Annotated in this window: 13 protein-coding genes; 3 read left to right on the plus strand and 10 right to left on the minus strand. The window is 51.8% G+C overall.

Features of this window, described 5'->3' with window-relative positions; all coding sequences use genetic code 11:
• The first annotated feature begins 7 nt into the window (after positions 1-7).
• Both J2I46_RS05320 and J2I46_RS05325 read left to right on the plus strand, forming a co-directional pair.
• Positions 8-3,139 (plus strand): efflux RND transporter permease subunit, encoded by a 3,132-nt coding sequence (locus J2I46_RS05320; RefSeq protein WP_207327874.1) that lies wholly within the window; start codon positions 8-10, stop codon positions 3,137-3,139.
• Positions 3,140-3,389: 250 nt separating this feature from the next.
• Positions 3,390-4,484 carry an acyltransferase family protein gene (locus J2I46_RS05325; protein ID WP_207327875.1) on the plus strand — a complete coding sequence of 365 codons (1,095 nt, stop codon included), beginning with the start codon at positions 3,390-3,392 and terminating at the stop codon, positions 4,482-4,484.
• A gap of 29 nt (positions 4,485-4,513) precedes the next feature.
• On the opposite strand, the gene J2I46_RS05330 is transcribed toward J2I46_RS05325, so the two are convergent.
• The 8 genes from J2I46_RS05330 to J2I46_RS05370 all read right to left on the minus strand — a co-directional run bounded on the left by J2I46_RS05330 (position 4,514) and on the right by J2I46_RS05370 (position 12,672).
• The gene (locus tag J2I46_RS05330; protein ID WP_207327876.1) at positions 4,514-5,074 is read right to left on the minus strand and encodes a TetR/AcrR family transcriptional regulator; all 561 of its coding nucleotides are present in this window, start codon (positions 5,072-5,074) and stop codon (positions 4,514-4,516) included.
• Positions 5,075-5,090: 16 nt separating this feature from the next.
• Entirely contained in the window at positions 5,091-5,930 is an 840-nt protein-coding gene (locus tag J2I46_RS05335) for a M90 family metallopeptidase (RefSeq protein ID WP_207327877.1), read from the minus strand.
• 85 nt (positions 5,931-6,015) lie between these two features.
• Positions 6,016-6,879, minus strand: coding sequence for a maleylpyruvate isomerase N-terminal domain-containing protein (locus J2I46_RS05340; protein WP_207327878.1), 864 nt, complete (start codon positions 6,877-6,879; stop codon positions 6,016-6,018).
• A gap of 35 nt (positions 6,880-6,914) precedes the next feature.
• Positions 6,915-8,012: an ABC transporter ATP-binding protein gene (locus tag J2I46_RS05345; RefSeq protein ID WP_207327879.1), complete on the minus strand. Its 1,098-nt coding sequence runs from the start codon at positions 8,010-8,012 to the stop codon at positions 6,915-6,917.
• 3 nt (positions 8,013-8,015) lie between these two features.
• Entirely contained in the window at positions 8,016-9,296 is a 1,281-nt protein-coding gene (locus J2I46_RS05350) for a hypothetical protein (RefSeq protein WP_207327880.1), read from the minus strand.
• Between the two features lie 8 nt (positions 9,297-9,304).
• Complete coding sequence (locus J2I46_RS05355) at positions 9,305-10,117, minus strand: carbohydrate ABC transporter permease (RefSeq protein ID WP_229379523.1); 813 nt, start codon at positions 10,115-10,117, stop codon at positions 9,305-9,307.
• Between the two features lie 274 nt (positions 10,118-10,391).
• Positions 10,392-11,249 (minus strand): carbohydrate ABC transporter permease, encoded by an 858-nt coding sequence (locus tag J2I46_RS05365; RefSeq protein WP_229379525.1) that lies wholly within the window; start codon positions 11,247-11,249, stop codon positions 10,392-10,394.
• Between the two features lie 16 nt (positions 11,250-11,265).
• Positions 11,266-12,672 carry an extracellular solute-binding protein gene (locus J2I46_RS05370; RefSeq protein ID WP_310588990.1) on the minus strand — a complete coding sequence of 469 codons (1,407 nt, stop codon included), beginning with the start codon at positions 12,670-12,672 and terminating at the stop codon, positions 11,266-11,268.
• A 560-nt stretch (positions 12,673-13,232) separates the two neighbouring features.
• On the opposite strand from J2I46_RS05370, the gene J2I46_RS05375 reads away from it, so the two are divergent.
• Positions 13,233-13,787: an RNA polymerase sigma factor gene (locus J2I46_RS05375; protein ID WP_207327882.1), complete on the plus strand. Its 555-nt coding sequence runs from the start codon at positions 13,233-13,235 to the stop codon at positions 13,785-13,787.
• Positions 13,788-13,855: 68 nt separating this feature from the next.
• Here J2I46_RS05375 and folB read toward each other — a convergent pair whose 3' ends face one another.
• A complete protein-coding gene (folB, locus tag J2I46_RS05380) occupies positions 13,856-14,206 on the minus strand; it encodes a dihydroneopterin aldolase (protein ID WP_207327883.1) in 351 nt (116 codons plus the stop codon).
• Positions 14,207-14,218: 12 nt separating this feature from the next.
• On the minus strand, positions 14,219-15,142 hold the full coding sequence (locus tag J2I46_RS05385; RefSeq protein WP_207327884.1) for a DivIVA domain-containing protein: 924 nt from the start codon (positions 15,140-15,142) through the stop codon (positions 14,219-14,221).
• Positions 15,143-15,234: the final 92 nt, after the last annotated feature.

Genomic DNA, 15,234 nt, shown 5'->3' on the forward strand with positions numbered 1-15,234 from the left:
AGTACCCATGTCTATATCCGAAATTGCCGTTAAACGGCCGCTATTGGTGACGACCATCTTCACCGTGCTTATTCTGTTCGGTGTACTGAGTTATCAGCAATTGTCGTACAACCTGTTGCCTAAATTCGAGGCTAACGTTATTAGCGTAGCTACCGTGTACCGGGGTGCCTCAGCAGACGAAGTGGAGACCAACGTGACCAAGCGTATCGAAGATGCGCTGTCGGCGCTGGAAGGCCTCGACCGCATGACATCGACCTCACAGGAAGGCGTCTCGAGCGTGATTATCCAGTTGAAAAACGGCGTGAACACGACGCTGGCGCAACAGGATGCCCAACGTAAAATAGAGCAGATTCTGAACCTCCTGCCCGACGCCGCCGACCGGCCTATCCTCAATAAATTCTCGACCGATGAAATTCCGGTGTTGCGGATGGGCGTTACGGCCAGCATGTCGCCCACGGCGCTGTATGACCTGATCAACAACAACATCAAACCGCAGCTTTCCAACGTGTCGGGGGTGGGCCAGGTGAATATCATTGGCGGCAACGAGCGCCAGATTCAGGTCAACGTTAACACCGAAAAATTACGCGGCTACGGCGTGGCGATCGGTCAGGTATCGCAGGCCATCAACGCGGCCAACGCCAGTTACCCCGCTGGTCAGCTGGAAACGCGGCAGTCGCAGTATTCGATTCGATTCGATGCTTCCGTGCAAACGGTGAACCGCCTGCGTGACCTGATCATTGCTAATCGAGCCGACGGATCGCAGGTGTTGCTGAAAGATGTAGCCGAAGTGGTCGATGCCAGCACGAAGCCAACGGCCATTAACCACATCAATGCGCAGCCATCGATTGGCTTGCAGATTCAGAAGCAGTCGGATGCCAACGCCGTGTCGGTAAGTCAGCAGGCGCAGGTAAAGATCAAACAGCTTGAAAAACAGTACAGCAACATTGGTCTGAAATTCAACATCGCTTCTGACCAGTCTGTTTACACGCTGGCTTCTGCTGATGCGGTGGTGTTCGATATGGGCCTGGCCATTCTGATCGTATCGGTGGTGATGCTACTGTTTTTGCACAGCTTCCGGTCGGCCATGTTCGTATTGGTCGCCCTGCCTTCGTCGATGATTCCGACGTTTGCGCTGATGTACATCATGGGCTTTTCACTGAACCTGATGACGCTGATGGCCCTCTCGCTGGTGGTTGGAATCCTCGTCGATGACTCGATTGTGGTGTTGGAAAACATTAATCGACACCTGGAGATGGGCAAAGACAAACGGCAGGCCGCGCTGGACGGTCGGAGCGAAATTGGCTTCACGGCCCTGGCCATTACCCTCGTCGACGTGGTGGTATTCGTGCCGCTGGCCATGACCGGTGGCCTGATCGGGAACATCCTGCGGGAGTTTGCGTTGGTGGTCGTTTTCTCCACGCTGATGAGCTTACTCGTGTCGTTCACGCTGACGCCGTTACTGGCTTCACGCTTCGGTAAGATCGAGGTGCTGAACCCTAATTCGCTGTGGGGTAAACTAAACCTCGGCTTTGAACGCATGATCGACCGCCTGACCAACGCATACGGAAGCATTCTGGTCTGGGTACTGGGTCACAAACGGTACATCTTCCTGAGTGTCATTGCCATGCTGGTTGGCTCGATCTACCTCATTCCGGCTGGTTTCATTGGCGCGGCGTTTATGCCACAGAGCGATATGGGTGAGATGAGCGTACAGATCGAACTATCGCCAACGGCGTCTATTTACCAGACCAACGCCGTGGCGCAACGGGCCGAGCAGATCATCATGAAGCACCCCGAAGTGACCAATGTGTTCAGTAACATTGGCTACAGCAGCACCGGCTTGGGTACGTCCTCAAACAGCAACCTGGCCGACCTGAACGTGAAGCTGATCGACAAAAAGCAACGTACACTGTCGACGGAAGCCTTTGGCCAGATGCTGAAGAATGAAGTGGGGCAGATACCGGGCGTTCGGGTGACGGTTGCCCCGGTCGGTATCGTTGGCGCGTCGCAGGCCCCGATCATGATTGCCGTGAAAGGTACCAACCTCGCCGATATTCGGCAGGCCGCCGCACTGGTGAAACAGGTGACCGCCTCGGTGCCTGGCACGCAGGACGTGAAATATTCGGTGAAAGATCCGAAGCCCGAAGTGACGGTGAATCTGGATCGCGATAAAATGGCGCAGTTGGGCATCAGTGCGTCAGACGTAGGAATTGCCCTGCAAAATGCCTTCCGGGGTAACGACCTGTCGAAGTTCAAACAGAATGGCAACGAGTACGACATCCTGGTTAGCCTCGACCAATTCGACCGCACGCAGGCATCCGACGTATCTCGGCTGACGTTTGTGAACAACCAGGGCAAAACCTTCGAGTTGTCGCAGTTCGCCACCGTGCAGGAACAGGTTGGCGAAAGTGTACTGGAGCGTATCGACCGGCTGTCATCGATCACGATCAACGCGCAGGTGGTTGGGCGCCCGGTAGGTACAGTAGGTGCCGATATTCAGGCGAAAATGGCACAGAACAAACTGCCGGAAGGCGTTTCGATCCAGTACCTCGGTCAGTTACAGCAACAGTCCGATGCTTTCGGTAGTCTGGGTCTGGCGCTCGGCATCGCCATTCTGCTGGTGTATTTTATCATGGTAGCGCTCTACGAAAGTGTGGTGTATCCGTTTGTGGTACTGTTCTCGATTCCCGTCGCCCTGATCGGTGCCCTGCTGGCGCTGGCCCTGACGATGGAAAGCCTGACCGTGTTCGCCATTGTGGGTATGATCATGCTGCTGGGGCTGGTGGCCAAAAACGCTATCCTGATCGTTGACTTCACCAACCAACTCAAAGCCGAAGGCAAAGAGGTGGTCGAAGCGCTGATCGAAGCCGGTAAAGAACGTCTCCGCCCCATTCTGATGACCACACTGGCCATGATTTTCGGGATGTTGCCCATCGCTTTAGCCAGCGGAGCCAGCGCCGAAACGAAGAACGGCATGGCCTGGGTAATCATTGGTGGGCTAAGCTCGTCACTGCTACTGACGCTGCTCGTTGTTCCTGCAACGTACCTGGTCGTCGACCGGTTGATCGCCCGCTTCACCAGAAAGAAGGTAGTTCCGCAGAAGCCCCAGGAACTCGAAGTAGCCAAGGCGATAAACTAACTGATAACTCATTGATCACCAATGGCCGATCTGGATCCAGATCGGCCATTGGCGTTTATGGCGTTCGGTACTTTGGCAACGTACCTACTACTTTAGTCAGTCATCGTGTCGGTTTTATCTTGCAAATCGACTAACCTGGTGTTAGCATTACAAGGATAAAGAGCCGACGGCACATCTTTCTCTATCAGCAGACAGATAGCGTACAGACGCGCTGGTCAGCCTTCCTCTCTACGTCATACATCGACAATAAATGCACCTTACCGAACCCAACGCGCCACTTCTGCAAACGAAAGAACATTACGCGATTTTAGATGGCCTCCGAGGCGTAGCGGCAGTCGCGGTAGTCATCTTTCACTTCATGGAGATTGCGGTGCCTAACTACAACGATAGCTTCATCGCCCACGCTTATCTGTCCGTCGATTTTTTCTTTTGTTTATCCGGGTTCGTCATAGCCTATGCCTATGATGAAAAGCTGCCCAAAATCGGCATCATATCCTTCTTGAAGCTGAGACTTATTCGCCTGCATCCACTGGTAATTATCGGGTCGATCATTGGTTTGCTTGCCTTTATTTTCGATCCATACAGCAAAATTTACGAAATCCATTCAAGCAAAACGGTGCAATTATTTTTAGCATCCTGCCTGATGATTCCGTATGCCCTCGTTCGGGAACGTTACTTCAATATTTTCCACCTGAATCCACCCGCATGGTCTTTATTTTGGGAATACGTCGCCAATATTTGCTACGCGCTTTTTCTGATCCGTTTCCGAGACAAGTTCCTCTGGCTATTAACCGTACTATCGGCGGGGGCTATTTTTTATGGGGCGCACAGGGCGGGGAACCTGGCCATAGGCTGGAGTGGCGATAACATAGAAGGAGGCGTCATACGGGTCTCATATTCTTTCCTGATCGGACTATTGATCTATCGCTCAGGCTGGATCATTCGTTCGCGCCTGGGTTTCGTTGCGATGAGTTTGCTGCTGATGGCTGCATTTCTCTGTCCATATACAACGGCCTCGGCAACACTGGCAGACCCGATCCTGGTCGTTTTTTACCTTCCATTCATCGTTGCCCTGGGCGCAGGCGCTCGTCTGACTCCAGCATTTGACAAACTCTGTAAAGCAGCTGGTGAGATTTCTTATCCGCTCTACATGGTTCATTACCCGTTTATATGGCTATTTATGAGTTATGTAGAAGCCAAAAAACCCACGCTGCTACAGATGGAGCTTTTTATTCCGGTAGGCGTTCTTCTGTTAATTGGCCTGGCCTATGCTGTGATGATCTACGTTGATGTACCCATACGTACCTACTTCAAAAACAGCATGGCCAAGACAGCTGATTCATGATGACTTTCGGCGAAAAGCATAAGAAGGAGTTAATTGATCGTATCATAAACGGCTACTCCCTGCTGCGTGAGTAAGCCCCTGACAAACAACTGCTTCAATACCTGTTCATCGCCTTTATCGGGTACCTCGGCCTGACTTTGTTCTATCCATAACCAGGCAACTACCGGCCTATTCAGGTCGGCGCGGTATAAGCCCTGTGCAATACCGGCCTGCAGGTTGGCGTCCAGGATTGTGTTAATGTACTCAGCCTTCATGAGCTGGAAAAGTCGCCAGGCAGACGGGTAATGCCGTTCAATGTCGAGCAGCAGGCTCGGGTTCACCGTTTGTTTGTAATGAATCAGCCGGTCCCAGATAAGCAGGGCACCAACAATCGCATTGGTCGCTGTGGCATGTATTTCACCAGCCTCCTGCAGGCTTTCACTGAGTTGATCTTCCAGCATCTGCCTCACCAGATCTTCTTTGTTCTCGAAATACTGATAGAGCGTCTTTTTCGAGATACCAAGCTGATGGGCGATGTCATCCAGCCGAACAGTCTTCACGCCGTAATGATTGAACAATTGTCGGGCCCCGGTGATAATGCGCTCCTTCATCAATTCTCGTCAAGAATCACGCTGCTTCATCGTCGTGCTTTGCTTCTCCTTCCGTGGCAACAGTATCCGCGTCCACTCCTTTATCCGGTTCGAGTGGATGTTGTCGGAAGATCAACTCAAGCATCTCGAACAGTTCCGGGTGTTTTGCCTGCAATAAGTCTGGCCGCTTGAAGAAGTATTCCGAGACGACCGCGAAAAACTCAGCTTCGTTCGTAATTCCATACGGGTTAATATCCGACTTATTGGCCTTGATCTGCTGGATATTCTGGTGAATCTGACGGAGCCAGGGCTGCAGATACTCCCTGGGAATCATATAGTCCGGTGTGCCGTCAATGGAGCCGTCGACCTTATCGAGCAGATGGACGAACTCATGAATACCCGTATTCTCTTTACTCGTTTCAACGGCAAAGCCAGCGTGTAATGCGGGTTTGGAGAGGGCCATCGTGCTTTGAAGTGCTCCCCCCTCGCCTACCTGCCCCAGAATTGCCCGGTCGCCTCCCTCCGTTTCATACGCTTCATTGAACCGATTCGGATACAATAATACGGTCGTCAGGTTTGGATATTCCCAGCCATCAAACGCGAAGATGGGAATGATGGCGCTGCTGGCCACAAGCACTTTATCCAGGTCATCAACCGGCGTATCTACCCCATCGATATGCACATAATCCAGAAACCGGCTGACCCGGTCGGCAAAGCGTTGTTTTTTGTCGGCGGTCAGCGATGCGTAATACGGAACGTGCTTCTCCAGTAGCTCCAGGTAGGTGGGAGTTAAAGGGGTAACTGTCGGTTTTTTGTTGCGGACCAGCCACCACCAGATCGCCCCGGCCACAAGTAACAGAATCAGGAAATACGGCATACGTTTGTGTTAGATAACCAACTACTACAACCCATATACAGGCCCAAATCACCTGCCTGTTGGTATGAATGCTAGTTTGCGGCACTTACATCATCACCGAACGCATCTGTAAGAACTGCCGCCCCAATGCCTGATCGCCTTCAATGCGAACATGCAGAGCGGCCAGTTCCGGTGCCAGATTCCGCGTCATCAGTTGCCAGGCGTACGAACGGTCGATGTGAACAACAGCCGATGGCTCATGCGGGGAACCTCCATTCCAGGTACGTTGCCCAGACGGTAACAAGGTCCAGTGGTTGTGTCGACGAAGCAGAAACCAGTTCCCTCCCGCCAGGTTTGCTACCGTAAACTGAAGCAACGTACCTGCCGGAGCAGGTGTATCCCGATAGGCGTGTGGTAAAGCCCGCATGAACGTATCGAGCAGGGGCTGGTATAGCTCGTCGGTTTCGAGGTCGGCGGTTTGACCAACGGCCAGCCGAATCTGTTGCTGGTGGTGCCAGCGCTCCGTGTATTCGCGGGCCACATGAAACCAGTTGGGCGATACAGCCTGCCCAGCCCAGGCTACCGAAAAGAGGGCCGGCTCGTTGGGGGGCAGGGCCATAATCAGTGCATCGGCCTCCCGTCCGGCCTGCGCCAACCAGTCGATCAACACCGCCGGACTCAGTCGACGTGTGGCACGTACCCAGTCATTGTTGAGCTGATTCAGATAATTGACCAGGTCCTGATACGACTGAATCCGGGGCGTATCCGGCGACGAATAACCGTCCCGGTAGGTCGCAATCGTGCGTAACGACGTATCCAGCAGGTGCGCTGCAATGTCTTTCACCGACCAGTCCGCACAGACCGTTTCCAGTTGCCAGTCACCCGTTGACAAGCCCCGCAGCAGGACAATTAATTTCTGGTGTAGTATCGGAAATAAGTGGCTGGTTTGAATAGATGGCAGCTCGTTCATTGGTTAATATAGATCAGGTTTATTACGCTAGCCCCCTACAGCCGCCTTTCAGTTTGTGCATCAAAAATGTGGCATTTGTCAGCCTGCCAATAAAGCGTGGCCGTGTTATTGATGGTCATAACGGAATCAGCGGGCAGTCGCGCCACAAAGCGAACACCCTCCAGCATGGTATAGGCAAATATCTCATTGCCAAGATGTTCCAGCGCATCAACAGTTGTTGATTGACTATGGCTGAACGTACCTGGCCGGTCGGTGATGTGCTCTGCCCGGATACCCAGCACCACCGCTCTCCCCCTATTGCCCGCATACACATCGCGGTGCGGATGAGCCGATAGCTCCAGGCAGACCGTTCCCGATTCACTCTCAAACTGCACGGAGTTTCCGGTCCCCATGAGCTTCCCCGGCAGAAAATTCATGGGCGGCGAGCCAATAAACCCGGCGACGAACAGGTTGGCCGGCTCGTTGTACAGCGTTACGGGCGTATCGAACTGCATGACATCACCGCCGCGTAACACGCAGATTCGATCGCCGAGGGTCATGGCTTCTACCTGGTCATGGGTAACATAGATGATGGTTGCCTGAAGTGACCGGTGCAGTTTTTGCAGTTCCAGCCGGGTCTGTCCGCGCAGTTTGGCGTCGAGGTTACTCAGTGGCTCATCGAACAGAAACACCTTGGGCTCCCGAACAATGGCCCGACCAATGGCCACCCGTTGCCGTTGCCCGCCCGACATATCTTTTGGTTTCCGATCGAGCAGGTTTTCGATCTCCAGAATACGCGCCGCCTGGGTTACCCGCTCTTTAATCCCGGCCTTGCTGACATGCCGCAGTTTCAGGCCAAACGACATATTCTCATACACCGTCATGTGTGGATACAGGGCGTAGTTCTGAAACACCATGGCAATGTCACGATCCTTGGGCGGGTGGTCGTTGATGCGGTCGCCGTTGAGCAGCAAGTCACCATCGGTGATCGCTTCCAGCCCCGCAATCATCCGCAGGAGGGTTGATTTGCCGCAGCCACTCGGCCCCACAAACACCACAAATTCGCGGTCATTCACTGTCAGGCTCACGTCTTTTATCACACGCGCCTCCGATCCGTAGGCTTTGGCAATATGAGAAAGAGTTATGGTTGCCATAGGTCACTTGTTAAATCCGTGTTTTTCTGCCGCCTGAATGGCTAACAGTGCTTCGATAGTAGACTCAGCGCCGGCGTTGCGACTGACATGGGCCGGCGACGAGATACCATCGAAACCGCGCCCGGAAGCCTTGTCGTACATGAGTGCATGAGCAACATTTTGCCCTATAAACCAGCGGGTTAGTTGCCTGGCCTGATCGAGTAACTTAGGGTCGTTTGTCTGATCATATAATGCCAGCGTGGCCCAGATCATCGGGCGAATACCGTACGCAATTTGCGCGTATCCCGACTGCCGAAGGACCGTCAATGCCCCGCCCGACTGACGCACACTAAACGATTCCAGAAAACCCTGCTTCAGCAGATAAGGATAGAATGATTCGACCTCACACCGGGCGGCGGCAATCCAGGCGGGCTTGTTCAGGGCTTTACCAACCGTAAGCAGCGCGTAGGCCTGATCATTTCCGTAGGCATGCCAGTTGTTTTCGAAGCTCAGAAAAGCACCGTACGGATATGTCTGCCTGCCACCCTGTTGCATCAGCAGCATCCCCTCGGCCAGTTGCTCCAATAGGGTCAGCACAGGTGCCGATGCCGTTTGCGCATACACGTTATTCAGGCCCAGCAGCATAATGGCCGCCTGATCGGCACCCGAGCCATAGGGTAACCAGGCAGGAACACTGACGCCCTGCACGGAAATTACCTCTTTAGGCTTCGTGCCAAAATCACGGAGCATCACGTTGACCAGTCGATTCGTGGCCGCCTGAATTGTTGCCGCAAAGGGCGCATCTGATCGCCGAAAATACGGGTACGCCTCACTCAGCAGCCACAGTGCCCGCCACGACCACCAATTCGCCGTGTTCGTGCTGGTTCGAAACGTGGTATTAATCGTTTTGTCGGGCCACAGAAAGTTATAGAAGTAACCCGTTGATGACTGCATCTCGAGCACGAACCGGGTCATTTTTTGGAGTTTATCCTGTTTGTCAGCGTTTGTTGACAGATCAGCTTCGCGAAGCAGAAAAAGCCCGGCACGCGACACGTCGTCAACGCAGGTGTATCCTTCATCAGCATCAGCAACCAGCTTGTATCCACCACTGGCATCGGGTTCTGAATAAATCCAGACGGTACCAACAGCGGCTCCGCTGGCGGCCATGGTAGCTGGTTGGTACAACGTACCCAGCAGATGGTCAGTATTGACCAGCCGGGTCATTCCTCGCGAATCATACGCCGATCGTCTGCACGATGTCCCCGAAAAGGCATAGACGATGACGAGGACCACTAGTTGCTTCATAGGTCGAGTTAGTCTTTCAGTCCGGAAGAGGCCATACTGCGGATGAAGTGCTTTTGGAAAAATAGATAAAGAAGAATAACCGGCACGGCCAGCATCACCGCCGCCGCAATCTTCACGCCCAGTTGCGCGTCGGCCCGGCCACCAACAGAAAACAGCGTGACCAGTTGCGGCATGGTCATGGTCTGCTCATTCCGAATCACGATCAGCGGCCAGAGCGCATCGTTCCAAAGCCCCATGAACGTCAGAATGGTGATTGTAACAACGGTTGGCAGCACGTTGGGCACCAGAATCTGAAAGATGATCCGCAACTCGCCCGCCCCATCCATCCGGGCCGCGTCGATCAGTGCCTGAGGCAGTCCCATAAACGCCTGCCGAAACAGCAGAATGGCAAATGAATTCATTACAAACGGCACAATCAACGCCAGGTACGTATCTACCCAACCTAGTCGAACCATCGTTATGTAATTGGGAATCAATGTAATCTGAAACGGTAATGTCATCGTAAAAATGATCAGGAAGAAAACCAGTTGCTTCCCTTTGAACTCCAGCCGCGCCAGCGCATACCCCACCAATGCACCTAATACAAGTACCAGTGAGGTGGTGATGGTTACCACAATCACGCTGTTCAGAAAGGCTCGCCCAAGCGGAATTCGATCAAAAACGGTCAGGTAATTCTGCCATGTAAACTCAACCGGCAGCAACCGCAACGATCCAATACCAGCCTCTGATGATAATGACGCGCTCACCATCCAGACAAACGGGTAAAGAAATGACAGCGCCGCCAGGGTCAACAATAGGTATACGGCAATTTTCCGGATCATTGGGGATTGGTTAACTGGTTGAGTGGTTGAGTGGTTGACTGGTTAATTGGTTAATTGGTTGGTTAGAGGGTAGATAAATCAGCCAACCAGTCAACCAACTAACCAGTCAACCAACTAACCAGTCAACCAATTAACCAGTCAACCAATTAACCAGTCAACCAATTAACCAGTCAACCAATTAACCAGTTAACCAATCAACCAGTCAACCAATTAACCAGTCAACCAATCAACCAGTCAACCGATTAACCAGTCAACCAATCAACCAGTCAACCAATTATTCTTCCACATACTTCTTCTGCACGGCAACCACGGCCAGGATCAACAGGGCGAAAAAGAAGCCGAGAGTAGCCGAATACCCCATATGATAGTATTGAAATGCCTGCCGATAGATGTACATCACGGCCGAGAGCGTACTGTTGAGTGGCCCTCCTTCGGTCATAATGTACGGTTCAATGAATAAGGAAAAACCGCCGATTGTCGACAGCACCACAACCATAAAAATCGTGGGATTGATCATGGGCAGGGTAACGTACCTGAATTTCTGCCAGCGGGTGGCCCCTTCCAGATCAGCAGCTTCATAATACTGCATCGGCACGGTTTGCAGGCCCACCAGGAATAGGATTATATACAAGCCCACATTTTTCCAGGTAGCCATCAGGGCAATAGCATACATGGCTACATCAGGACTTTCGAGCCACGGCACTTTAGGAATGCTCATGCCCGTCAGCACTTTATTGATCATGCCTGCATTGAAGCCAAGTAGTTGCTGCCAGAGAATCGTGACCACCACGCCCGACACGATGACCGGCAGAAAAAATGACGCCCGAAAAAACGCCCGCCCCCGAATTGGCCCGTTCAGAAACTCGGCCAGTGCCAGCGCAACGACGATCTGAAGCGGAATATGCACCAGCAGAAACCGAACCGTATTCCACAGCGACTGCCAGAAAAGCCGGTCTTTCAGCAGGTGAGCGTAGTTATCGAGCCCCACGTATTTCATGGGTGAAATGATGTTCCAGCTATGAAATGTCAACACGATTGAGAAAGCCACCGGAAACAACACAAACACGGCAACATGCAGCAAATACGGGGTAATAAGAATATAGGGTGTAAGGCGTTTCGATGTCAATTTCATGTTTACCGTTTTTTCATTAATTCCCCAAGAGCACATCCACTGCTTTGGCGGCGTCGGCGATGGCGGCTTCGGGGGTTTTTCGGTTATAAACCACACAGGCTTCGTATTCCTGCGAAATGATATCGAATACCTCCACAATCTGCTCGTGATTATCAACACCGCGCAGGAAGCGGGCCTGTTCGGCAAAAGGTTTCAGACGGGGGTTCTGGGTCAGATAACCGGCGAAGAACGGGTCGGTTGTCAGGTTCTTGCGGCGGGGCATTTGTCCGGTCAGCTCCAGCAGTCGCAGATCGCCGGGGCGGTCAACAAGGGTGCGGACAAACGCCCAGGCCGCCGTTGGATTGGGGCAGGTATTGAAAAGGACAATGTTCTTAGGGTCGGCATAGGTATAGATCGGCCCGCGCTGACTGGCCGGAACCGGCATCGGGTAGAACTGATAGTGCAGGTCAGGACCATATCGTTTCAGAAAGCTAACCTGCCAGGGTCCTGTAAATTCAATGGCAATACGCTGATCCAGAAACGGATCGCGAGTGGCGGAAAGGCGCTCCTTCGAAAAATAATCGTTTTTGTAGAGCGTCTGCAGGAATCGGAATACCTCAACAGCATACTGATTGTTGAAGGCGGCGCGCGCCTTCTGGCCCGGTACGATCGTGAGCAGCGGTGCCCCGCCCGAGGCCGCCAGATATAACGGGTAGAAATTGAACAACCGCTGATACCAGAGTGCTTTTACTTCCGTGTAACCCAGCCATTGATCGGTATAACCATCACGATTCAGGTCTTTTTTGAATGCTTCTCCAGCCGCTATAAAAGCGTCGTACGTATAGGCTGATCCGCCAGCGTGTGTAGCAGGCAGTAGTTTTGCCAGTGCCTGCGTATTGCTCAGCGTCATGATCGGATTCACTTTCCAGGGCACCTGATAAATATGCCCATCGGTCGACGTAATTTCCGTCACAACGGCGCTGTCGCAACGCTCGCTGATAAAATCAAGAAAGCCCGGAATCGTATCAAGGGGTACCAGTACACCAGCTTTGGCGTACATCTCCACGCTTCCCTGCCACATGTTGGCATATATATCGGGGGTTGTTTTACCCACCACCGACGCCAGGATGATTTCCTCGCTCGATTGCCCCTCCGGAATTGGCTGAAAGCGCAACGGCGTTTGGGGCTCATTACGCTGCCACTGGTCGGTGAACTCCCTGGCCAGCGTAATTTCGGCCGCATTATTGGAACACCAGAATAGCAGCGGTCTGTTGGGGGTAGACGTCTCAGGCTGACAGGCAGTTAAAAGGAGCAGCGAACAAAGAGAGACAAGCGGATAGCTCAGAAAACGACCCGCGGATAAAAAGAAAAACCTGACCCGGCCTGGTATTTCCCGTTCGTCTTCACCCCCTTCTGGTACCACACCGCCTGTTTTCCGTATCACAGTTAGCTCTGAATTTTTGGTATGCTGGCATTAGTTCCAGGTCATTCAACCACCAGTTAAGACGCTGCTCCGCTTTTGCCAGACTGAAGGTACCCACGTAGTTGTCTCCTTTTCATTAGTTAATCGAAGCGGTGTGTTAAACTTACCCAGAGGGAAACGGCTATCAACCAATTATAGTCTCGTTCACCAACTGTCGCCGACAATAGCCCGCTCATTATGTATACATAGTTTACATATTCATGTAGTAGTTATTCAATCATTCGTTGGTCATCAAAAACGAGTAAATACTAAAAATCAACTAAAAATAGAATTATCATTTTCATAAATTATTGATTATCAGACAATTTACATTATGCACTAAAAAAAACATTACAATTGATGTATATACATGGAATCTAAATATATGAAGAAAGCGTATGATTAATATTCCTGATAAACCGATAGATTAACTGTCAACAATAAAAGGTTGGTCATTTCGTTTTACAGCCTCATCAGGGGAAGCACTTCTACTCCAACTTGACTACGTACCTGTCGTAATGGATTGGTACCTCGCGTCTGTTATGAAACAGGTTCACTCTGATGAGGCAATTGTGGCTGCATTTGTCAGCCAAAAAGATGAGCGGCTTTTCGCCGAAATTTATAATCGGTATCAGCTGAAGGTATTTCAGTCATGCCTACAATTTCTGCACGACCCCGAAGAAGCACTCGACCAAACGCAGGAAATCTTCTGTAAGGTGTATACCCGTTTACACACATTCCGGGCAGAGGCAAAATTCTCGACCTGGCTGTTCGTACTAACCCGTTACCATTGTCTGTCTGTGCTCGACACACTGAAGAGGCGCACTTTCGTTTCGCTCGATTCGATTGGTGAAATGACAAGCGGATATGTACAACAGGAAGAGCTAACCCTCGACGAACGATGGTTTCAGGCCGAGCGAACGCTTGACCAGCTCTCTGTGCAGGATCAGCAGCTACTTCGCCGGCGCTATCTGGCCAATAAAGATGTAGCCACACTGGCGAACGAAGCCCACGTGAGTGTCAGTGCCATGAAGATGCGGCTTAAACGCGCTCGTGACCAGGCGAGAGCGATCCGGCATTCCAGCGTAACAAACTGATCGTGTAGGCAACATCAAAAGTTATATTGGTAAAATACACCTTCGACGCCGCCTACACGATCAGTTCCTTACTCTCTGAGTGTAATTCTGGCCCGATGACAAACGCCCCCGATAGGCGGGTTAAACTTCGACACGCTTACCTCTACGCTGTCTACAGCCGGAAACTGCTGCTTAATATCGGCAATGAGGTTATGGGCAATGTGTTCGAGCAGGCGGGCAGGACGTTTCATCACTGCTGCCGTAATCTGGTATAAGGCCTCGTAGTTGACCGTAGCACTAAGCCGATCGCGGCGGGCAGCTTCCGAAAAATCAGCGAAGACGGTGATATCAACGGCATATTTATTGCCAATTTTTTGCTCCTCGTCATAAAAACCGTGGTACGCAAAAAATTCCAGCCCTTCTAAGGCAATTGTCCCCAAAATATCCGTTTGTTAAATCTGGTCAAAAAATGAACCGCCTTTCTTCTCAGACGATTGGGCCTGAGTTACCTGTGGTTCGGACGTGTCTGTCTCGGTCATGTAGTTGGCAGAGGCATCTGCGCCAGCCAGTGAGTTTGGCTCGTCGGTTAGCTGTACGTTAGTAGGCAGGCCTTCGGGCACTTCGGCATCCGCAGGTAGCTCAACCGGGGCGGGAACCTGCTCATAGGCGGCCACTGGGGCGGACTCCTCAACAGGCGCTTCTGTTACCGGCGCATCGGCCGATTCAACGACAGGCATCGTTTCCGGAACTGACGGGTCAACGGCGGGTACGTCCTGAGTTGGCCCCTCAACAGCGGGCGTTTCAGCCTGCACATGATCACCCGCCACTTCATCAAATTTCTGTTTGGCCGACTGGCGCGCAAATTTCTTTTCGAAGCGATCCACACTCTCCATCGCGTTGGTAGCCAGGGCCCGTATCTGAACCATCAGGTTGTCTTTGTAGCGTTCCATAGCTTTGAAGTCCTGTTCCAGCGACTTCAACTCAACCGATAGATTTTCGCGAACGTACCTGGCCTGATTTTCAGCATCCTGGATCATCACCGCCGATTTCTTTTTGGCAATTACCAGTTGCTCATCGGCCTTCTGGCGGGTTTCGGCAATGTATTGTTCGGCCTGCCGGTTTGCCTGCTCGGCAATATGTGAACTATTGTCTTCCGCATTTTTCAGCGTGCGAAACAACGTCAATTCAATTTCTTTAAGTTTGTTAAGCTCCTTTTCAGCTAATTCAAGCTGCATTTTCAACATCTTGCTCTCGCCAACAACTCGCTCCCATTCCTGCGACAACGACGATAGAAACGCATCGACGTCATCGACTTTATAGCCACGCAGACTTTTTTCAAATGTATGCTGGCGGATTTCAATTGGTGTAATTTTCATGCGTATGATATATATCCTACAGGAAGAGTCCAGAAAATGAAGGATCGACAAAGCCGCTCCCTCTGTGAAATAACAACATTATTTTTAACAAA

It is taken from the genome of Fibrella forsythiae (genome assembly GCF_017353175.1).
GTDB lineage: Bacteria > Bacteroidota > Bacteroidia > Cytophagales > Spirosomataceae > Fibrella > Fibrella forsythiae.